This is a genomic window from Anaerosolibacter carboniphilus, from assembly GCF_014205875.1.
Taxonomy (GTDB): Bacteria; Bacillota; Clostridia; order Peptostreptococcales; family Thermotaleaceae; genus Anaerosolibacter; species Anaerosolibacter carboniphilus.
In genome coordinates, this window is the sequence record NZ_JACHEN010000005.1 from 133,016 (window position 1) to 155,466 (window position 22,451).

The 22,451-nt window shown below is 41.6% G+C and carries 19 protein-coding genes and 1 other annotated feature; of the genes, 1 reads left to right on the plus strand and 18 read right to left on the minus strand.

Annotation, left to right across the window (positions count from 1 at the left end; all coding sequences use genetic code 11):
- Window positions 1-275 precede the first annotated feature (275 nt).
- From HNQ80_RS05845 to HNQ80_RS05865, 5 genes are all read right to left on the minus strand, one after another.
- A complete protein-coding gene (locus HNQ80_RS05845; RefSeq protein WP_184309104.1) occupies window positions 276-1,433 on the minus strand; it encodes a pyridoxal-phosphate-dependent aminotransferase family protein in 1,158 nt (385 codons plus the stop codon).
- A 12-nt stretch (window positions 1,434-1,445) separates the two neighbouring features.
- Window positions 1,446-2,486, minus strand: coding sequence for a threonine aldolase family protein (locus HNQ80_RS05850; protein ID WP_184309105.1), 1,041 nt, complete (start codon window positions 2,484-2,486; stop codon window positions 1,446-1,448).
- A 272-nt stretch (window positions 2,487-2,758) separates the two neighbouring features.
- The gene (locus HNQ80_RS05855; RefSeq protein WP_184309108.1) at window positions 2,759-4,645 is read right to left on the minus strand and encodes a sigma 54-interacting transcriptional regulator; all 1,887 of its coding nucleotides are present in this window, start codon (window positions 4,643-4,645) and stop codon (window positions 2,759-2,761) included.
- Between the two features lie 96 nt (window positions 4,646-4,741).
- Window positions 4,742-6,361: a carbon starvation CstA family protein gene (locus tag HNQ80_RS05860; RefSeq protein WP_184309110.1), complete on the minus strand. Its 1,620-nt coding sequence runs from the start codon at window positions 6,359-6,361 to the stop codon at window positions 4,742-4,744.
- 48 nt (window positions 6,362-6,409) lie between these two features.
- Entirely contained in the window at window positions 6,410-6,907 is a 498-nt protein-coding gene (locus tag HNQ80_RS05865) for a hypothetical protein (RefSeq protein ID WP_184309112.1), read from the minus strand.
- A 225-nt stretch (window positions 6,908-7,132) separates the two neighbouring features.
- On the opposite strand from HNQ80_RS05865, the gene HNQ80_RS05870 reads away from it, so the two are divergent.
- Entirely contained in the window at window positions 7,133-8,371 is a 1,239-nt protein-coding gene (locus HNQ80_RS05870; RefSeq protein ID WP_184309114.1) for a DUF401 family protein, read from the plus strand.
- Window positions 8,372-8,421: 50 nt separating this feature from the next.
- Window positions 8,422-8,691, minus strand: a binding site (T-box leader).
- Between the two features lie 146 nt (window positions 8,692-8,837).
- Here HNQ80_RS05870 and HNQ80_RS05875 read toward each other — a convergent pair.
- The 13 genes from HNQ80_RS05875 to hpdA form a co-directional block, all read right to left on the minus strand.
- Entirely contained in the window at window positions 8,838-9,908 is a 1,071-nt protein-coding gene (locus HNQ80_RS05875) for an S-layer homology domain-containing protein (RefSeq protein ID WP_184309116.1), read from the minus strand.
- A gap of 364 nt (window positions 9,909-10,272) precedes the next feature.
- Window positions 10,273-10,815: a 2-oxoacid:acceptor oxidoreductase family protein gene (locus HNQ80_RS05880; RefSeq protein ID WP_184309118.1), complete on the minus strand. Its 543-nt coding sequence runs from the start codon at window positions 10,813-10,815 to the stop codon at window positions 10,273-10,275.
- Window position 10,816: 1 nt separating this feature from the next.
- Window positions 10,817-11,563: a thiamine pyrophosphate-dependent enzyme gene (locus HNQ80_RS05885; protein WP_184309121.1), complete on the minus strand. Its 747-nt coding sequence runs from the start codon at window positions 11,561-11,563 to the stop codon at window positions 10,817-10,819.
- Window positions 11,563-12,624 (minus strand): 3-methyl-2-oxobutanoate dehydrogenase subunit VorB, encoded by a 1,062-nt coding sequence (locus tag HNQ80_RS05890; RefSeq protein WP_184309123.1) that lies wholly within the window; start codon window positions 12,622-12,624, stop codon window positions 11,563-11,565. The genes HNQ80_RS05885 and HNQ80_RS05890 overlap by 1 nt, the downstream gene beginning before the upstream one ends.
- Window positions 12,625-12,637: 13 nt before the next feature.
- Window positions 12,638-12,958: a 4Fe-4S dicluster domain-containing protein gene (locus HNQ80_RS05895; RefSeq protein ID WP_330602770.1), complete on the minus strand. Its 321-nt coding sequence runs from the start codon at window positions 12,956-12,958 to the stop codon at window positions 12,638-12,640.
- Window positions 12,959-12,975: 17 nt separating this feature from the next.
- Window positions 12,976-13,650, minus strand: a complete 675-nt coding sequence (locus tag HNQ80_RS05900) for a nucleotide-binding protein (protein ID WP_184309127.1) — start codon at window positions 13,648-13,650, stop codon at window positions 12,976-12,978.
- Between the two features lie 129 nt (window positions 13,651-13,779).
- Window positions 13,780-14,856: a butyrate kinase gene (buk, locus tag HNQ80_RS05905; RefSeq protein WP_184309129.1), complete on the minus strand. Its 1,077-nt coding sequence runs from the start codon at window positions 14,854-14,856 to the stop codon at window positions 13,780-13,782.
- A 19-nt stretch (window positions 14,857-14,875) separates the two neighbouring features.
- Window positions 14,876-15,787 carry a phosphate butyryltransferase gene (gene ptb / locus HNQ80_RS05910; protein WP_184309131.1) on the minus strand — a complete coding sequence of 304 codons (912 nt, stop codon included), beginning with the start codon at window positions 15,785-15,787 and terminating at the stop codon, window positions 14,876-14,878.
- Window positions 15,788-16,870 (minus strand): butyrate kinase, encoded by a 1,083-nt coding sequence (gene buk / locus HNQ80_RS05915; protein ID WP_184309133.1) that lies wholly within the window; start codon window positions 16,868-16,870, stop codon window positions 15,788-15,790. It lies immediately after the preceding gene.
- 255 nt (window positions 16,871-17,125) lie between these two features.
- Window positions 17,126-18,847: a sigma-54 interaction domain-containing protein gene (locus HNQ80_RS05920; RefSeq protein ID WP_184309135.1), complete on the minus strand. Its 1,722-nt coding sequence runs from the start codon at window positions 18,845-18,847 to the stop codon at window positions 17,126-17,128.
- A gap of 65 nt (window positions 18,848-18,912) precedes the next feature.
- Window positions 18,913-20,169 (minus strand): CdaR family protein, encoded by a 1,257-nt coding sequence (locus HNQ80_RS05925; protein ID WP_184309137.1) that lies wholly within the window; start codon window positions 20,167-20,169, stop codon window positions 18,913-18,915.
- Window positions 20,162-20,965 (minus strand): diadenylate cyclase CdaA, encoded by an 804-nt coding sequence (gene cdaA, locus HNQ80_RS05930; protein WP_184309206.1) that lies wholly within the window; start codon window positions 20,963-20,965, stop codon window positions 20,162-20,164. The genes HNQ80_RS05925 and cdaA overlap by 8 nt, the downstream gene beginning before the upstream one ends.
- Window positions 20,966-21,227: 262 nt before the next feature.
- Window positions 21,228-22,172 carry a 4-hydroxyphenylacetate decarboxylase activase gene (hpdA, locus tag HNQ80_RS05935; RefSeq protein WP_184309139.1) on the minus strand — a complete coding sequence of 315 codons (945 nt, stop codon included), beginning with the start codon at window positions 22,170-22,172 and terminating at the stop codon, window positions 21,228-21,230.
- Between the last annotated feature and the right edge of the window lie 279 nt (window positions 22,173-22,451).

Below are 22,451 nucleotides of genomic sequence, written 5' to 3' on the forward strand. Positions count from 1 at the left end.
TTATTTGTTGTGGATCGTTCCCATAGTTATAGAATACGAAAATCTTTCTCATTTTAGGTGAATCCAATCTATTTTATCATACTTTTGTATTTCATTCAAATTCATTGATCTTTAAACCATTGTTTAACTTTTGTCAAGATAAAAAAAGTAAGACTTGGGTCCTATATTTATTTCTTCTTTTCTTCTCTGAATCCTTCTAGTACTTTTTACTTTTCTATCTACTTTTTTCCAACAAAAAAATAAAACCACCGACAAAAGTCGATGGTTTTCACGGTTTATTCCTTTAAAAATGTCTTTGCCACAGCTTTCGCAGCTGTACCTAACTCCACATGATAGCCCAGACGATATAGGGCCATTTCCACAGCACCCATGACTGCGTACACATCCAGTTGGTCCACGGCACCCAGGTGGCCGATACGGAAAATCTTTCCTTGGAGCTGCTGTAAACCTCCGCCGATGACGACGCCATAGTCTTTATTGAGCAAACCGGCAAGCTCTTTGTATTGAATACCATCGGGCATGCCAATAGAAGTCACTGTATCTGATGCATATTCCTCCTCAGCAAACAAAGTGAGTCCCATGGCATGAACGGCCTTCCGCACAGCTTTGCCCATCAACCCATGTCTTTCCCATATTTTCTCTATTCCTTCTTCCTCTAGAATATCTAATGCTTCTTTCAAGCCAAATAGCAAGGTTGTGGCTGGTGTATAAGGGAATTGTCCTCCCTTCATTTTTTCCTGTACGGCTTTGTAGTCCCAGTACCATTTTGGTGATGTTGACTGTTCTACCAGCTTCCATGCTCTATCATTCAAGGCTACGATACCTAGTCCTGGCGGCAGCATTAACCCCTTCTGGGATGCTGTTATCACCACATCGATCCCCCAGCCATCCATCTCCAGTGGGAGACACGCCAAAGAACTGATGGCATCTACTACCAGTAGCGCTGGATGCTGACTCTCCTTCATCATTTTGGCGACGCCTTCTATATCATTGGTAATGGCTGATGTGGTTTCATTCTGAGGCAAACACACGGCCCTAATCTTCTTCTCTGTATCTTGCATGAGTAGATTTTTGATTTCATCGATCTGTACTGCTTCCCCCCACTCCTTGTTAATGCGCACAACATGGATGCCAAACTTTTCCCCGATGGCAGCCATCCGCTCACTGAACAATCCCTGAGAAACAGCCACGATGGTATCTCCAGGGGAAAGCAAGTTGACGATAGTCGACTCCAAAGCACCGCTTCCTGAACTTGGGAAAATCAAAATATCATTCTGGGTGCGAAATACCTTTTTCAACCCAGCGATACATTGTTCAATCAAAAGCTCAAATTCTGGTCCTCGATGATTGATCAAAGGCTTTGAAAGACTTCTTAATATCCGATCGGGCACATTGGTAGGTCCTGGTATTTGTAAATATTGTCTTCTTTCCATGATTACACCCCTTTATAAGTTTGAAATAATCTGTTCCACACTCCTGATCGTTTCCTTGATATGTCTCTCTTCGATGCCCCAATGGGTTACCATACGAAAAGAGGTTTTCGAAATTCGCTTGGCTTTGATGCCAGCATCCATTAACTTAGACAAGAAATCCTCTATGCTAATCGGCAGCGCTTCCACAGAACCCGTGACGATGTTGGTATGGATTCTTGTGGTATCTACCTTTAATCCTTCTATGGCAGATAAACCTTTTCCCAATAATTGTGCATGATGGTGATCTATTTCGATCTGAGGCATCATCGTTTTCAAAGCTACGATACCAGGCGCAGCCAAGAAACCTGCTTGTCTAAAACCTCCGCCTAGTCTTTGCTTGATCCATCGTGCCTTCTGGATAAAATCCTTGTTTCCAGCCAATATGGCTCCAAATGGCGATCCTAGCCCCTTGGTGAGGGCAAACATGACTGTATCTACATGTCTTGTAATTTCTTTTACAGATACCTTGGATGCCACCTCCGCATTGAAGATTCTTGCGCCATCCAGATGGACAGGAATATTGTATTTCCTCCCCAAAGCGCATACTTCATTTATATTTTCTACAGGCACCACAAAGCCTGCATTTAGATTGTTTGTATTCTCAATACAGATCAGGGATGTTTTCGCCCGTTGAATCCCTTCCTCCTGGATCAACTCTTCCATTTTCTCAATAGAATAGGTCCCCGTAGGTACTTCGATAGGTCTTGTCTGCACCTGAGACAAGGCAGCCAGAGCCCCCACTTCTAGGTTAAATATATGGGATGTATCTCCCACGATCACTTCTTCACCACGATTGGTCAATGCCATCACAGCGATTTGGTTTCCCAAGGTTCCTGATGTTACAAAGAGTGCATCCTCTTTTCCTAAGATATCTGCTGACAGGGTTTCCAGTTCTCTGACCGTAGGGTCCTCCCCCATGATGTCATCTCCCACCACTGCCCGAAACATAGCCTCCCTCATTTCCTGGGTAGGCTGGGTTACCGTATCAGAGCGCAGATCAATGTATTCCTTCATTGTATCACCCTTTCTTCTGCATTTAAAAATTCCATCCTTAGTATGTCTCATTGTATTATAAATGTTACCTATGCCCTTGCTTTAATGAAGCAAAAGCCATGCCAAACTCATGTAGATATATCCCTATCCTTCTTCAGAGCGACGGGTATGTCACTCCCTACAACGTTTCTAGAAGATAAGTAAATTTGTTTAAACAGGATAATAACAAAACAATAGCCTATTGTTTTCAAGTCAAATAGGCTATTGTGTTTCAATATGTAACAATTATCGTTTCATCGAGAAACATTGATATTATATTTTTTCATCTTTCTCCACAGCGTCGTTCTCGACGTTCCCAAAACCTCCGCTGCCTTCGATACATTTCCTCCATACTGTTGCAGTACCTGTTCTATGGTATTCTTCTCCACATTTGGTAGATGGACTTCCTGAACCAGCTTTTGGGGCTTTTTCCCTCTCCCCAAGAACCGCTCCTTAAGATCTTTCTCTTGAATGATGGTTTTCTGGGTCATCACTACCAATCGTTCTGCAAAGTTTTTGAGTTCCCTTACATTTCCCTTCCATGGATATTGGCACAGAACCTCTAGTGCATCCTTCTCTATGTGAATTTTCTCCTTGTCCATCCGTTGCCCATATTGCTGAAGAAAATGATTTAGCAGGAGGGGAATATCCTCCTGACGTTCCCGTAATGATGGCAAGAGGAGCCGCAGGACATTGAGACGATAGTACAAATCTTCTCGAAAATACCCCTCTTCCACCAGCTGTTCCAGGTTTCTATTGGTGGCAGCGATAATCCGTACATCTATGGGAATGACACGATTATCACCAATCCGCATCACTTGTTTTTCCTGAATCACCCGCAGCAATCGACCTTGGAGCCGCGGATGAATTTCCGAAATCTCATCTAAAAAAATGGTACCGCCGTGAGCCAGTTCAAAAATTCCCTTCTTTCCTTTACGGTCAGCCCCTGTGAAAGCACCTGGCGCATATCCAAAGAGTTCAGACTCCAGCAGACTTTCTGGCAGAGCTGCACAGTTCACTGCAACAAAGGGGTCATGGACTCTTCCGCTGGCGTTGTGAATGCTCTGGGCCACAATCTCTTTTCCCGTGCCCGTTTCTCCTTCGATCAACACAGTGGAATTGGTCTTGGCATACTCTTTGGCAATCTGGATGGATTCTGCCATGACATCACTAACCCCCAGCATGTCCTCAAAGGTATATCTGGCAAAATGCCCAGTTTTTACAGACTCTCTTCTAATTTTTTCCTCCATCCGCTGAATCTTCCCTGTATCTTGGAAAATAGCGATGGCGCCAATGGCCTCCTTCTCAATATGAATAGGAATCTTGGAGAAAATAAAAGGACTGCCCTGGATGTTCTTGATCACTTCGGTCTCCTCCACCCCTCGGGTCAGCGTATCCAACAGTTCCATCTGGGGAAATACTTCTTGGATGTTCTTTCCTATCAGATTCTTATTTTTCCTTTTCAGCAGATTCTCTGCCGATGGGTTGAGAATATTGATTTTTCCTTCTCGATCTACGGAAATGATGCCATCATAGGCATATTCTACTACCGTCCTGAATTTCTCACCCTTTTCTTTTTCTTCCCACATGGCAGCTGCCAATCGTTTTGCCTCCAAGATCGATCGAGCGATCACATCCTTGCCCGTATTGATCATGATGGTATGGACGCCATATTTTTTACCAAAATCAGCAACAATACCACCACCTATGATGGTGTCAAATCCCTGGGAGATCAACATGACTATTTTCTCTTCTACTTCTTCCCTGCTTTCTACCACACATTTCTCAATCTCATACTCCATGACTTCTTCATAGTTCTCAACGGCTGACATCATGTTTTGAAATGCAATCAATGCCATTTTAGAACCTATTTTCTCCCCTGCCTTCATAGCTCGAAGAATATCCATGGAGGTAATGGGTATCGTTACAATGGGTATCTCAATGCCAGACTTTCTTAACAGTTCATCTGTTCCTCCTCTGGCGACCAGCACCTCAAAAGGGCTATTCATCAAGTCCTTTATCAATCTTACACCCTCATCCATGGAGCCCTCCAAAAGGGTAACTCCGCCCTGGTTTTCTTCTATGGCTGCCCTTGCATCTTCTATTAAATCCTTTGGTACAATCATCCCAATCTTATACATTGCTGATCCTCCGCTACTTTATTCTCTATTCCTATTGTACCTTAATTTGGATAAAAATAAAGGTGGAAACCATGCTCCACCTTTATTTGATCATTATTATGCCTTTACTTTAGGCGTATTTGGATTTTTGCCGCCCAGTACTTTATATGCCTCAAAGGCCAAGATTACTGCCAAGATCAATAGCAAGATTGGGAATACAACCAAGATATAGTTTTTCGCTATCATGTTGGCTTTGATTAAGAAACCTAATGCTACGATCGTCACGATAAACATGAATGTCATCGGAATGGTGAACATACTGTAGTTCTTCCCTGTATTCTTCAGCCAAACTGCGATGGCAATCAAGGCAAGGGCTGCTAGCAATTGGTTTGCTGAACCAAATACAGGCCAAATTTTCTCATATCCACCAACTGCCAAAGCACCACCGATGATTACTGTAATGGTTGTGGAAACATAACGATTTGTTAATACGTTTTGCTTTTCTTTTGTTGGATCCTCAAAGAACTCTTGGAATATAAATCTTCCTAGTCTTGTAGCTGTATCTAAGCTTGTTAATGCAAATGCTGAAACTGCTAGCGCTACGAAAGATTTACCCACTGCATAAGGGATGCCGAATTTAGACATGAATACCCCTATCCCATCGGAGAATACATTTACAGGCCCACCGGCAGCCAATAGCTCACCCAATTTGTCCTTTGTTACATAAGCCGCTGTGATGATGGCTACTACAGCCAATACGCACTCGATCAACATACCGCCATAACCGATGAATTTCGCATCAGCTTCATTGTCCATCTGCTTAGAGGATGTACCTGATCCAACCAAGGCATGGAATCCAGAGATGGCACCACATGCAACCGTAACAAACAGCATTGGGAACAGGAATTGTCCATTGATGCTAAAGCCTGTGAATGCCGCCAATTCAATAGATGGTCTATAAAGGACCAATCCGATAATAGCGCCTAGAATCATAGCATATAACAAGAATGAATTCAAATAATCCCTAGGCTGTAATAAAATCCAAACCGGTGTAACAGAAGCTAAGAAAATATAAACCATCAGGATCATGATCCAGGTTGTTTTGTCTAAAGCAAGCGGGAACATATTTCCTAATACGATACATCCAAATAAAAGAGCAACACCGATAACACTACCTACGCTTAATGGTAACCCCCTTCTATACACTGCAAAACCAAATACGATTGCGAGAATCATGAATAGTACAGAAGCAGAAGCTGCCTGTGGTACACTGACAAAGGTATTGGCAACAATGTTGGTAAAAGCTGCCACAACAAGAAGCAGTGTTAACCAAGCAAATACAGCAAACAATTTTTTCCCTCGTCTTCCCATGTTGGCTTCAATGATTTCACCAATAGATTTTCCTTCATGTCGCACAGAAGCAAACAATGAACCAAAGTCCTGTACTCCTCCGAAGAAAATCCCACCGATTATGATCCAAAGCATAACAGGCACCCAACCAAATATAGCTGCCTGAATCGGTCCTGCAATAGGTCCCGCCCCCGCGATGGAGGCAAAGTGATGGCCTAACAATACAGGCGCTTTTGCAGGTACATAGTCCACACCGTCATTCTTTGTATGGGCAGGTGTTTTTCTTGTAGGATCTACGCCCCATTGCTTTGCTAGCCATGCCCCATAGGTCACATAGGCCACGCTAAAAATAATAATACTTACAACGATTAACCATAATGAGTTCATAAAACAATCCCCCTTTTCTTTTTTTACTGCCTATAATGTCTATAAATACTATGAAACCTTGTAAAACTGCTGCACCTCCCTTCCCTTTTTGTTGGTAATCACTTCGCCTTTATCGAGTACCACAAGAATCAATCGAATGTCTACCCATCCTTTAAATCCAAAGGCAAAGGATTTATGATATTTAAAATTTTGAAACTGCTTTCTCATTTCCTCACCAGGCTCTTTTTCCAGGATCACAATCCCTGTGATCACACTGGACATATGCTCTTCGTGGGGTGTAACATAATCCGTCACAGCATCCTTCAAGAAGTCTGTGAACTGGGTAAAGGATTCTTTTGAAATTGTGTCGCTGCTTTTGATAAAACAATACTCATTGTTTTCATAGGCATATATGGTAAGCTTTTTACTAGCGATATATCTCTCATTCCGAATAAAGGATCTGGCAAAAAGATCTAACTTCGTATTTCTGCACATTATATTTTTCTCTATGTCAAAATATCTCTCAAGACGGGTTTCTAAAAGATTCAAATACGCTTCAGTCCTCATCTGCATCCCCTCGTTTCTATCATTTGGCTAAACTTTCACAAAGCCTTAATTGAATTTTATTAATTTTCAGATAAATGAAAAAGCTTTTATGTTCCACTGGTATAAATTTATGTGTAAATGGTAAGAAAATGATGTTTATTTGTCTGTCAAAATACACTTCAACTTTTCTCTGGTTTACGCTATGATAAAGATACGAATAATACTTTAAAAGGAAAAGGTGATGCAATGATCGTACTAACCATGCTCCTGTCCATGGGGCTTACCCTCTTTCTCGTCAGCAGGAAAATAAATATGGGTTTATCCTTAGCCATTGGCGCTGTACTTTTAGCACTTTTGAATGGTAAAGATTTTCACTATCTCGTCCAATTGATTTTTCGTACCTTCAGTGAGTATGCCACACTCACCCTTGCCCTTACCATCGCTTTCATTACCATATTGGGGCATCTGATGGAAAAATACTTACTGCTGGATAGAATGATTGAAATATTAGAGCGAATGCTTGGGAGTGCAAAAGCTACAATACTGTTAGCTCCAGCTATCATCGGCACATTGTTGGTTACAGGTGGTGCCCTGATGTCGTGTCCAGTGGTAGGAAGCCTTGGCAAACGCCTGGAGCTGCCTGGTGATAAGATGGCCTCTATCAACCTAATTTTCAGGCACGCTTTGTATTTTGTATTCCCGCTGTCCACCACCATCCTGTTGGCTACCCAATTGGGAGGCTTCAGTGTATGGGATTTTATAAAGCTTCAATTCCCCATGGCTGTGGTCATGTATGTGGCAGGATATCTTTTGTATTTGAAAGGTAGTCCTGAACCCAAGATTGAAGCCATGGCCTGGCGAGATTACTTCAAATCTGTTCTGCTATTTTTCTATTATAGTTCTCCGATTCTCGTCAGCCTTCTGGGTGTGGTTGCCTTTCAACTCTCTTTCCATGTTTCCCTAGTGTTTGGCATCCTACTGAGTATCGGTATCCATCTTCTTGATGAGAGGACAAATCCAAAATACCATGTAGAAGAAAGCCTGTGGTTGACCCTCTATAAAGGGATCAAGCCTTCTATGGTCGTTGTCATCCTGGGTATCATGATCTTTAAGAATGTCGTAAATGATTTGGATGGCATCTATACCTACTTGAACAGTCTATTGGCAAAAGGAATACCTGTGGAGCTGATTATCTTTATCGCCTGTGCTGCCATTTCATTTCCATTGGGTTCTACCCAGCCGGGAATCGCAATTTTGTTTCCCATGATCTTACCGCTGGCCCCTGACGCCCATACAAAATTGCTCTATGCCATGTTTGTTTATACCACATCCTTTATGTTCTACTACATATCGCCCATCCATCTTTGTCAGGTGTTAACCTTAGAGTTCTTTGAGGTAAAGATGAAGGATTTGTATAAAAATTACACCTATATCCTGCCTGCCACCTATGGTACGATGATTCTTGTATACTTCTTAGCAAGATAGGCTAACAGAAAATAAAAAATCCCTCATCTCCAGAGCACACTCTTTTGTACTCTAGGGACGAGGGATATCTTCGCGTTACCACCCTAATTTACAATCCATTCGCATGAATTGCCTCTTTAGGTTAGAAGCATCCTTCTAACCTTAGCCCTATAACGGTGGCCTTGCTGTCGGAGACAACATTCCGGCTTCGTCTACTCGGCATACCTTTCGACGCAGCAGTTCGGGAGTGAGTATTCTATACCCTTTCGACGCCAATTCTCAGCACCATTGACTCTCTGTAGTCTAAAGAATGGTATTTTTCTCTCCGTCATTACTTTAGTGTATCTATTTTTCGAATATTAAAATTTATTTTACTATTCATATTGATGCATGTCAACAGTATAAATAATATTTTTTGAAAATTTTAAACTATATACAAGATACAAAAAACTCAATAAAAAAATGACGCGTTAAACGCGTCATTTTTTTATTGAGCTTGGTTTGTATCCGGTGCTTCTGCTGTCTCTTCTAGATTTGCTTGTTCTGTAGGCTCTGTATTTTCTTGATCTGTAATTTCTTCAGTAGGTTCTACACCTTCTTGATCTGTAGTCTCTTCAGTAGGCTCTACACCCTCTTGCTCTGATGCTGCTATATTGATTGTAAAGTTCAACACTGTTGTATTTCCTGCCTTATCAACTACTGTCAATACATATTCTCCATTTGTATTGATTTCTGTACCTAGTGCATATCCTTCAACAGCTTCTCCATCTTTTGTCAATTCTACCTTATCGATATCTTGATCATCTGAGTTAGGCGTAACTGCTTCTTCGTACACTCCCTGATCCTCAACCCCTTCGATGACAGGAGCGACTTTATCTTCTTCAACGTCCTCTTCTTTCAACAGATTGTTCAATACCACTAGAGTTTCGGCACGGGTAATGGATTTTGTTGGCATAAAGCTGCCATCTGGATAACCATTCATGTATCCAGCTGCTGCTACTGCACCCACCGCGCCTTTACTCCATGCTGGAATACTTGCTTTATCTATAAATCTGTCAATACCGCTGTTGTTATTCTCTGTATCTAATTCTAGAATATTTGCTAGGATGATTGCTGCTTCTTGTCTACTGATTGGGTTGTTCGGTCTCATTGTTTGGTCTTCATATCCACTGATATATCCCGCAGCCTTTGCCTTCTTGATGTCATTAAAGAACCAATCTGTTTCTTTCACATCCTCAAAGTATACAGCTTCTGTAACTGTTGCATTTTCTGTATTTTCTGTCACAGTCGCTGATTCATCTCCATAAACCTCATCTGTAACTGTTGTCGCCAACGCATTGTTCACCAAAGTAACGAATTCTGCCCTTGTGATTTGGTTATCTGGCTTGATGCTGCCATCCTCGTAACCTCTGATCAATCCCTTTTCTTTCCAGCTATTAATTTTCTCTGCAGCCCAGTGATTTGCATAGTCATTGTTCTCAGCAAAAGCTGCACCTGTCGGGCTTAATGCCACTACAGCGATCAATAGTGCTGTTAGACCTTTATAAAATCTTTTCATCTATTCATCTCCTTTTCTATGGATTCTACAGTAACACCTTCCTCAAAGGAGATTATACCCTCTCTAGGTATCGAAGTAAATGATCAGATTATGTAAACCACTCCAGTTATAGTCAAAACACCATTTATTCGCTTTCAGCAAAAGTTCTATTGGCAGATTATTAATTTTCTGTAGGGACGGACGCCTCTGTCCGTCCGTTTTTATAGTCTAAAACGTTGACGGGTGGACAGGGGCGACCACCCCTACATTCACTAATATTTGTATTGAGTTTTGTAACTATCCACATAGGATTTCAACAATTCAACAATTCCTAGCGAAAAACAATGACGCGTATTGCTACGCGTCATCTGTAAAATCTATTGAATTATGCTCTAACCGCTGCTGCACCTTTTTCAAGGGCATCCTTATTCATCGGAATCAAATGCTCCTTGGATGGTCCGAAAACCTTCTTTAAAGCTGCAATGATAGAATCTACTTCTACAGTTTTTGTTAACTCAAGGAATGCACCTAGCATTACCATGTTGGCTACTTTGGCATTTCCTAAGTCGTTGGCGATTTCATTAGCCGGTACGAAGTATGCTTTCACATCATCTCTAGAAGGCTTCTTCTCAATCAATGAGCTGTTGATTAACAATATTCCGTCTTTCACAAGATCTTTTTCAAACTTGATCAAGGAAGGTAAATTCATTACGATGGCAGTGGTTGCATCTGTAATGATGGGAGATCCTACTGGCTTATCAGATACAACTACGCTACAGTTTGCGGTACCACCACGCATTTCTGGTCCGTAGGATGGAAGCCATGATACATTCTTACCTTCGATCATACCTGCGTACGTAAGAAGCTGTCCCATGGACATAACGCCCTGACCACCAAATCCAGCACAGATTACTTGTTGTGTTGCCATATTACTTCGCCTCCTCTGGTGTACGGAAATTTCCTAATGGATAGTATGGCATCATGTTCTCTTGTAACCAAGTTAGAGATTCCGTTGGCGTTAATCCCCAGTTTGTTGGACAAGTTGAAAGAACTTCAACGATTCCAAAACCTTTTCCTTCTAACTGTACTTCGAATGCCTTTTTAATCGCTTTCTTTGTTTTTCTGATATTTGCAGGCGTATCTACAGACACTCTCTCTACATACACAGCACCTGTGATGGTCGCCATCATTTCAGATACTCTTAGAGGCATTCCTGAATGAGCAGCATCTCTACCATATGGAGAAGTGGTGGCTTTTTGTCCAATCAATGTAGTCGGCGCCATTTGTCCTCCAGTCATACCATAAATGGCATTGTTCACGAAGATCGTTGTAATCTTTTCTCCTCTGTGGGCCACATGGATGATTTCAGCTGTACCGATGGAAGCTAAGTCTCCGTCACCTTGATATGTGAATACTACTTTATCTGGATGTACTCTTTTGATTCCCGTTGCTACAGCAGGTGCACGACCATGGGCTGCTTCGTGCATATCACAATTAAAGTAATCATATGCAAGTACAGAACATCCAACAGGAGCAACCCCGATGGCATCTCCCAATACGCCTAGTTCTTCTAATACCTCACCGACTAATCTATGGATTACACCATGGGTACATCCCGGACAATAGTGGAAAGGTTTTTCAGTCAAGCCATTTGTTCTTTGGAATACTACTGCCATTATCTTGCACCCCCTAAGATTTCTTTTACTTTATTTGCAATGGCATCTGGCGTTGGAATCATACCACCACTTCTGCCGTAGAAGTGAACAGGCAATCTACCATTGCTGGCAATTTTCACGTCATCGATCATTTGCCCCATGCTCATCTCAACGGAAAGGAATGCTTTTGCAGTTGCTGGAATTTCTTCAAATGCTTTCAACGGGAACGGCCATAATGTGATTGGTCTGATTAGCCCCACATTGATGCCCTCTTCCTTTAATGCTGCAATGGCATTCTTTACGATTCTTGAAGTCGTACCGTAAGCGACCATGATTACTTCAGCATTTTCCATATTATAAGCTTCATATCTTACTTCATTTTCTTCCATGGCATTATATTTTGCTTTTAGCTTAATATTGTGCTTTTCCAATTCAGCTGGATCTAAGGCTAAGGAGTTAATGATGTTAGGCTTTCTTGCACCCTTCGTTCCTGTCGTCGCCCAATCCTTTTCTGGAAGCTCTCTCTTTTTAGGCTCATTGAATTCGATTGGCTCCATCATCTGGCCGATCATACCATCTCCTATGACCATAACAGGATTTCTATAGTAGTCAGCAAGATCAAAAGCTTCCATCGTACAATCTACAGCTTCTTGAAGGGTAGCTGGAGCAAAAACCAATAGTCTGTAGTCTCCGTTACCGCCACCTCTTGTAGATTGGAAATAGTCAGCTTGAGATGGCTGAATTCCACCAAGTCCTGGACCCCCTCTAGAGATATTTACAATAACACAAGGAAGTTCAGCCCCTGCAATATAGGAGATCCCTTCTTGCTTTAATGCAATTCCTGGAGAAGATGAAGAGGTCATTACTCTTGCACCAGCACCTGCGGCACCATATACCATATTGATGGCAGAAACTTCACTTTCCGCCTGCACAAAACATCCACCCACTTTGTGTAGCTCTCTTGACATGAATTCTGGCAACTCATTTTGTGGTGTTATAGGATAACCGAAGAAATATTTACATCCAGCTTTGATTGCTGCTGCACCAATTGCTTCGTTACCTTTCATTAATATCTTCGCCATATCGTTTCCCTCCCTATTTCTCCATTTCTCTTTCTACAGAAATAACCACGTCTGGACAGATTGTGGCACAGTTTCCACATCCAATACATTTGTCCATTTCCTTCACTGTCGCTGGATGATATCCTTTGATGTTTATTCTTGTTCTATCCATTTCAATAATGTTTACGGGACAAACTGTTGTACACAATTCGCAACCTTTACATAGATCTTCATTAAATGCAACTTTACCTCTAGCTTTTGCCATAGTGTTCAACCCTCCTTGTAGATTTACTACACTTTTCTCTTTCACACTTTTACTATAATCCCCCAGGTTCGAGGGGCAGTCACCTGTTATAGGGCCTCATTTCTTTCCTACATCCAATCCTCACGCATAAACATCTTGATGGGGAAGATCTCTCCCTCAATCTCAGATGGAAGGTGTCGGGCAACCTCTTCCAGCGTACTCACGTATCGAATTGGTATATTCAGTTGTTCTGAAACCTTTCTTACAAGTTCCTGTCCCTTCAACACCTCTTCAACTGTTGTCTCTCTTAGCAAGTGGGTGTTGTTGATTAACCCTGTAACAGGGGCTCTTGCAACGCTTTCAATGGATCTTAAATGCTGTATAGCACCCTCCACGTCCTGGGTTTCTGGCCGATTGGCATTTAAAACACAGAACATGTCGTAGTTCCCTGGTTTAAAATAGCTATGGTACCTGCCTAGGGCTCTAGCCCCCATAGAATCTCCGCCTACATCCAATACTACCTGGTAGGATTCATCCTGCAGCGGTCCTAAAACGGAAGATGCGATGGCAGGTAAATCAGATCCCATGGATCTATCAATCGCACTTCCTATAAAGTGAATACCATATTTCTCTAACATACTCTGTCTTTCCCTACTTCGAAAGTAAGGATTTACAATATCTAAATCAGCCATGGCCACTTTCTTTCCTAGCTGAGCCAGCTTCACTGCATAGTTTACAGCAAATTCAGTCTTGCCACTGCCATAATGGCCAATGATGATTCGGATTCGTTTGTCATCTAACATCTATATCACCCTTTGGTATGGTTGTCAGTTGTCGGTTGCCAGTTATCGGTTAACTTCTAAAACCCTCATTTTCACCTTATACACCTACCCTAACAACGGTCAACTGTGAACCGTTAACCGTCAACTGCTTTACGCGTAGATCCGTGCTTCTTCTTCGCCTCTTAACACCCTTAATCCACCTTCTGCTAAGGCGATCATCTCATCTTCTCCTGGATATACAATGACTTGTGAGATGAATTCTACTCTGTCTTTGATCCATTTTACAAAGTCCTTATCATAAGCAATACCACCTGTAATCACAATGGCATCCACTTTACCGCTTAGTACAGCAGCGCAGCTGCCAATTTCCTTGGCCACTTGGTAAGCCATGGCTTGGTAAACCAACTCAGCTTCCTTATTGCCTTCTTCTATCATTTTTCCAACTTCTCTCGCATCGTTGGTTCCTAAGTAGGCAACCAATCCGCCATTACCTTTGATCTTTTTCTTGATATCATCTAATGTATACTTGCCAGAGAAACACATTTTTGCTAAATCACCTACTGGAAGTCCCCCTGTTCTCTCTGGTGAGAATGGACCTTCTCCATCCAATGCATTGTTTACATCGATTACCCTACCTTCTTGATGGGCACCTACGGAGATTCCACCACCTAAATGGGCTACGATAACATTTACTTCATGATAGCTTTTGCCCATTTCCTTGGCTGCTCTTCTTGCCACAGCCTTTTGGTTCAATGCATGGAAAATGCTTTTTCTTGCTAGTTCCGGCATTCCTGAAATTCTAGCCACATCATCCATCTCATCCACCACCACTGGGTCAACGATGAAGGCTGGAATATTTAATTGCTTTGCGATTTCATTGGCAATAATACCACCCAAGTTCGAAGCATGCTCTCCTAGCACGCCTACCTTTAAATCCTCTAACATGTTTTCTGTTACCTTATAAGTACCACCCTGAATTGGCTTCAAAAGCCCGCCTCTTCCAACTACAGCACTTAGTTTTGTCAAATTAATGCCATTTTCATTCAAAGTTTCAAGAATAACATTCTTTCTAAACTCATATTGATCAAATATTTTATCGAACTTGTTGATTTCTTCTGCTGGGTGTCTTAAGGTTGTTTCCAATACTGGCTTTTCATTATCAAAAATCGCTATTTTTGTAGATGTTGATCCTGGATTGATGGTAAGAATTCTATATACTTCTGACATTGGGTTATTCCTCACTTTCTTATTTTCCAGCCTTTGCTGCCATGAGTACAGCTAATGCGATTGAGTTTAATTTTGCGATGTCACTGTCTGCTCTGGATGTCAATACAATAGGAGCCTTTGCCCCAACGATAACACCAGCATTCTTTGTATTGGCGAAGAACACCATAGACTTGTACAGTACGTTTCCTGCTTCGATATTTGGTACCAACAGAATGTCTGCCTTTCCAGCTACTGGATGGCTAATTCCTTTATGGGCAGCGGCTTCTTCTGAAACTGCGTTGTCTAATCCGAAAGGTCCGCCAACAATACATCCTGAAATTTCGCCATTTTTATTCATCTCTTCCAGCTGTCCTGCATCTACCGTAGCAGGCATCTTTGGATCTACTTTTTCTTTGGCACAGACAACAGCCACCTTTGGCTCGTCGATATCTAAGGCATGGGCAACTTGTACGGCATTTTCAATGATCTGCTTTTTCGCTTTTAGATCTGGTGTGATATTCATGGCCGCATCGGTTACGAGGATCAATCGATCATAGCCTGGCACATCGAATACGGCTGTATGGCTAAGTACATTTCCTGTTCTCAAGCCGATTTCGGGATCTAGAACAGCCTTCAATATAACGGATGTATCCACCAATCCCTTCATGACCATGTGGGCCCTTCCCGTTGAAACCAACTCCACAGCTTTTCTGGAAGCCTCATTGGTATCCTTGATATCAATGATTTCATACTGTTCAATCTTGATAAAGTTCTTAGCTGCAATCTCTTCAATCTTTTCCTGATCTCCTACCAAAATGGCATCGGCAATTCCCATGGTCTTTGCTTCGTTCACTGCCAACAGCACCTCTAGATCTTGAGCTACTGCCACCGCCAAGGTCTTGGGACCTCTTTCCTTGGCATATTTTAATATATCATCAAAATGTTTAATCATTTATTTCACCTCTTGCTCATAGATTTTGGCTTTATCTTGCCCACTAAAGACTCTATTCACACCTTCATTTAGAGCGATCATCTCATCTTCTCCTGGCTGAATGATCACTGGCGCAATGAAGGATACTCTCTCTGTTATATAGGAAGTCAGCATTTTCGAGTAGGCGATTCCCCCCGTCAACACGACTGCATCTACCTTTCCTTCTAATACGGTAGCCATCGCACCAATTTCCTTGGCGATCTGATAGCCCATAGCATCATAGATCAGCTTTGCTTTTTCATTTCCATCGGCGATCATCTTTTCTACGTCCCTTGCATCATTGGTACCTAGATAAGCTACAAGACCACCTTTTCCACTGATCTTTTTCTTTATCTCTGCCAAAGTATATTTTCCTGAGAAGCATAGCTTTGCCAAATCACCAACAGGAAGGCTTCCTGTTCTCTCTGGAGAAAATGGTCCCATTTCATTGGCATTATTCGCATCTACCATCTTTCCTTTTCTTAAAGGTACAATAGAAATGCCTCCGCCCAAATGAGCCATTACCATATTTAAATCATTTACATCCTTGTTCATTTCTTTTGCTACCCTGTAGGCCACAGCCTTTATATTTAAAGCATGCACCAGTGAACGTCTTTTGATTTCAGGCATTCCAGAAATTCTTGCCACGTCATCAAATTCATCTACTGCTACTGGATCTACAATATACGCTTCAATACCTTCTAAGTATGCGATACTCTTGGCAATGATACCGCCCAAATTTGACGCGTGCTCTCCTTGAACACCAATCTTTAAATCTTCGATCAGGGCATCCGTCACCACATAAGTACCACTTGGCATTGGCTTTAAAAGTCCGCCTCTGCCCACCACAGCTTTTAATTGTGCTGTTTCATATCCTTCATCCTTCATCCATTGAAGGATAATATTTCTACGATATTCATATTGATCTGTAATCTTTTCGAACTTTTCCAGTTCCTCTGGGAAATGGCTTAAATTCTTCTGGATAACGTTTTCTTCCCCTTTGAAGATGGCAACTTTCGTGGATGTTGAACCTGGATTAATCACCAAAACATACTCTCTTAACATTTGTCTGATCACCCCGCATTAGATTTACCGAACTCTTAATATGCAACTTGCATGCCAAATTCCTTCAATTGTCGTTTTTCATTTCTTCATCATTTTTATCTATTGATTTTAACCAATTTCGTTTTCTTTCAACAAAAATTTTGCCCCTTTTTTCAAAATTCTATTTTATTTTCTAAAAGAACTATTGCAAGATTTTGCACGCAAAAAATTGCACACCTGTTTTGATGTGCAAGATTTTGCAATAATTTTCATCGACTATTCTTCGATGTCATACTTTTTTAATTTATAATATAGATTCCGGATGGATAGTCCCAATTGGGCAGCTGTTTTATTTTTATTGTTGTCATTCTGCTTTAACACTTCTCGAATATGCCGCTCTTCAGCCTCATCGATAACTTCCTGTAGTTTCCTATGCACCAGCATGGCTCCTCTTTCAGCTGTCTCAATCTTGGGCTGGTTTCTATACATCTTGATTTCAAAACTGGGCAAATGCTTGGATCTGATCATGATCTCATTGAACTTCATATTGATCATGGCGCGGCCAATAAAGTTTTCTAGCTCCCGTATATTCCCCGGCCAATCATAGTTCATCAAGATCTCTAGGGCCTTTGGGGAGATATCCTGTACAAATCTGCCATATTCTTGATTGTATTTTTTTATTAATCGCCCCACCAAAAGGCCAATATCCTGCTTTCGGAACCGCAGGGGTGGGATCAAAATAGGAATTACATTTAATCGATAATACAAATCTTCCCGGAACTTACCATCCCTTACTGCTTTTTCAAGGTCCAGATTGGTGGCAGCGATCACCCTTACATCGATGGTCACTGGCTTACTTCCGCCAACCCTTACCAGCTCCTTTTCCTGCAACACTCTCAAAAGCTTTGCTTGCGTATTCAGACTGATTTCCCCGATTTCGTCGAGGAAGATGGTGCCACCGTTGGCCTGTTCGAAGAGGCCTAACTTACCACCCTTTCTGGCACCGGTAAACGCACCCTCCTCATATCCAAAAAGCTCGCTTTCTAGAAGGCTCTCACTAATCGCTGCGCAATTTACCCTGACAAACTGGCCGTATTTCCGATTGCTGGCACTGTGGATGGCATGGGCAAACAATTCTTTCCCGGTACCACTCTCTCCTCTAAGAATGACCGTTGCCGGCGTGATGGCTGCCTTTTTTGCCTTTTCGATGGCTGACTTGATCTGCCCATCTTCTCCCAATATATCATCAAAGGTATACTTAGATTCCAGGTTTCTTATAATCTGCTTAGCCTGGTTCAGTTCGTTGGTCAGTCTTTTGATTTCTGTTATATCGTGGAGTACGGCTACGCTTCCCCGAAGTTCTCCGTCTACAATCATCGGTGCTGCATCGGCCACAACTTCCTTTCGCCAAGGTCCCACCTTCAAACGGGCATTCTTGATGGGTTCTCTGGTCTTGATCACCTGGAGATGGATGCTCTCCCCTTCTGCAATATCTACAGTACACAGCTTCCCTAAAATATCTTTCTCAGGCAGCCCAGTGAGTTTTGTATAGGCAGGATTGATCATCACGCCAATTCCCTGATCGTCCACTACGGATATGGCATCTTGAGTAGAGTGGAAAATTGCTTGGAGCATGCTTTGCATTTCCTTCAGATTCGTGATCTGCTCTGCCAACTCTAAAACCTCTGAAATATCTCTGAAAACTGCTACTGCTCCGATAATCTCTCCATTGTCATCCTTCACAGGCATTCGATTGGTAATGATGATGATATCTCCCAAAGCCTGCTTTTTATTCAGCTCCGATTCTCCTGTTTCTAATATATAGGGCAATCTTGTATTGGGAACAACATCGGTAATATGTTTACCCAGTATCTTTTCCCCTTCCAATTTGTTTAATCGCTTGGCAGCACGATTGAATAAGGTAATAATCCCTCTTTTGTCAACGGCGATCATGGCATCATGGGTTGAGTCCAATATGACTTCCAATTCTCTTTCCATTGGTTCCCTTCTCCCTCTCTAAAAAAGTCTGGATATCATCCAGACTTTTTAATTTCTTTTGTCATCTATTGATTTGTATCTTTATCCATTTTGATCATTATCTCGATTTTTTCAGGAATCACAGAAATACTTTTGAATGTTTTATCGGTTTTCGGTGTGACTCTTACGCTATGTCTTCCTTCACCAATATCCTTTGCATTGATATGGAGTTGAATATTGCTCTTGTCAAGACCATTGATCACACTTTCCGGCCCTTCTACCCTTACCGTAATGTTTTCAATCCCATCTTCAAAGGTCGCTTTATACTTCTCATCCAGATTGTCAATAAGGATGCTCTCTTTTTCGTATGAGATTTCCCTTACTTCTATTTTTTCTACAGCAATGCTCACCACAGGGGTTTTATCCGATAGATAAAGGGATATGCCTGTTGGAAGGATTAACTCTACCGGACGTTCCACCGCCCCAACCAATCCATCCACGTTGACGGGCTTTGTCTTTATCTCATTGATCCCTTTTACCAAATCTCTGGGGCCTTTGATGCTCACAACCTCAGGTTTTATTGAAATGTTTGAAACATCATATCCATCTATCGTATTGCCTACTAGCTCCAAAGCAATCTTAACTTCCTTCACACTGTAAAGAGGTAAATTTACGTCTACATATTTGGTTTTTACCTCGACGCCATTGACTGCCTTACCATCCTCATCCACAGCCTTTAGTGGTACTTTTCCAGTAAAATCATCGGTCTTATTATCAAAATTCACTTCCCCAATAACCTTTTCTACCTTTCTTACGAAGGATTCTGGTCCTTCTACGATAACTTCCTTCAAGGCTACCTCTGCCTCGGCAGGATCAAAGCCTTCTGGAGGAACGCCAGTGGTTATAATTTCCACAGGCTTCTGTCGCTTCACAATTTCATCCAGACTCACTTTTAATTCGTTTGGGTAAATATCATAGTTAATGCTGGCGGGTGCATTCACCTTCAGGGGTACGCTGTTAACTCCCTTTTCAAAGCCCCTTAGATCAGCACTAATCGTTATATCCTGGGGGCGAATCGTATACACATCATTTCTTCTGCCGTTAATCTTAACGTTCACTGTAAAGTCCTCTTGGCCAATCACCGTCAATCCCGATTGCCGTAAGGTCTCCACATTTAGCAGCTGCACCTTTACCCCGGTAAACTCCTTCACCATTTCTGGATTTACTTCACCCATGACATAAAGCCACATCACTAGGGCAAAAATGATTGATATGATTTTCGGCGTTGTATTTCTGCTGAAAAACCTGCTTTTCTCTATAATATTCTTAATGAAATCATTCATTTTTCTGCCTCCATTTCCAATTAAATAAAGGCTTCTCATTTTCTGGTTTATAAGCATTTTTTAGAATTCTCTTTAAGGTCTTTCCATCTAAAAATCTTGTGAGCTTTCCATCAATGGCTACGGATATAGCTCCTGTTTCCTCAGAGACCATGACAGCCACCGCATCGGAGCGTTCCGTAATTCCAATACCAGCCCGATGTCTCGTTCCCAGTTCCTTACTTAAGTTCGGGTTCTCTGTTAAGGGTAACACACAGCCCGCTGCCATGATTTTGTCTGCTCGAATGACAACGGCACCATCATGAAGGGGTGTATTGGGAATAAAGATGTTGATCAGTAATCCCGTGGATATTTCTCCCTTGATTGGGGTTCCCGTTTCTATAACATCCCCAATTCCTGTCTCCCGCTCAAATATAATCAATGCACCTATTTTTTGCCTAGATAAGGATACGGCGGCCTCTACTATTTCACTCAGCTTTTGATTTAACTCTTCGTCGGCAATCTCAACGATGGATTTGGTCAGAAATTTACTTCTCCCAATATACTCCAACGCCCTTCGCAATTCTGGCTGAAATACAATCAATAGGGCAATCATTCCTAACGTAATTGTTTTATCCAATATCCAGTTGGTAACGTAAAGTCGTGCCCACTGACTGAGCCTGGTTGCAATCAATAGCACAAGAATTCCCTTAATGAGCTGCTCCGCTCTGGTTTCTCGAATCAACATGAATAGCTTATAGAAAACATAGGCCACGATGGCCATGTCTATAACATCCCTTATTCCTATATCTAAGATCATTTCTAAGACCTGTTCCACACCAAACACCTCTCGAAGTTTTAATCATATTTGAGTACATGACATACCATAAGGCTTTCTAATATCATTTTATTATATATGGCGAAATCCCTTCAAGTAGACCATGGTATTTTTTATAAAAATACATTGGATCATTTGTTTATTTTATAGCTCTCAAAATCTATTGTACCTGATTTTTCATAGAATTTGTGATTATAGAAAAGATTATTTTATTGTAATATTTGGTGCAAATCTATTTTTTTCCTTAAAAAGCTGTTTCATGTCCGATATAGCAGGCGATGCCAGCATCTAAAAATGTATCTTGTATATACTCAAGCTTTTCCATTGATGTAGGTTCTACATCTGTATAAGCATAGTTTTTCCCCATTTGTCTCCATTTAGAATCTCCCATTCGATGAAAGGGAAGAATATTGATTTCTATAAGTCCTATTTCCTTCATGAAACGAACAATTTCTTCTATATGCCCCTTGTCATCATTATATCCTTCGATTACAGGCATTCTTAATACAAGTCTTCCCTGCCAATCTGCCTTTGTCAACGCCCTAATGTTCTCCAAAATGGTGTCATTGTATACCCCTGTTTTTTCTTTGTGCTTATCTCGGTCCATGTGTTTCACATCTATGAAAGCAAAATCAATATACGCCATTACTTTCAGGAAAGTCTCTTTTGGGCCATAGGCTGTGGTTTCTATTGCCGTATGGATGTAGGCATCCTTACACAATTTTAACAAGCTTATCAAGAAATCCTTCTGAGCCAGGGGTTCTCCACCGCTAAAGGTAACCCCACCCTGGACTCCCCAGAACTGTCGGTCCCTTTGGAAAATTTTCATTAATTCCTCTGAGGTATAATATCGTCCACATACTTTTAAAGCCTCTAGATAACAGACTTCAACGCATTCGAAACTATGGCAGGCAGCACAAATGGCACGATCAAACACCAGTCCTTTTTCTTCATCCATACGGACAGCGTCTTTCTGACAAGCTACTCCACAGCGAAAGCATCCCTTAGGATTTTTACACTTACTCCTTACAAACATGAGGTTTTGTTTCATCGACCAACTTTCTGGATTGGCACACCACTGACACGATAAGGGACAACCACTAAAAAAGCATACCGTTCTACATCCGGGTCCATCATGAACAGAGTATCCTTGAATGTCAAATAAAAGTCCCTTCATTTCTGCATCCATTCCATCGCCTCCTGTTGTTATGATTTACTTCTCGAAATCCTATAGAAAATCCTCTTTTTTCAAGATGAATTATATATAACCTATACTATAGTAAGGGTGATCATTGATCGGAGGTCACTGAAAAAGTTTCAATTAGAGGAAAGTCCTCGAGCCTGTCATTCTGAGCCCAGCGAAGAATCTAGTATTTAAAGGCTTTAGAGATTCTTCATTTCACTACGTTTCATTCAGAATGACAAAAGCTTAGACTTTTTCAGCGGTGTTCATTGATCACCCGTCATG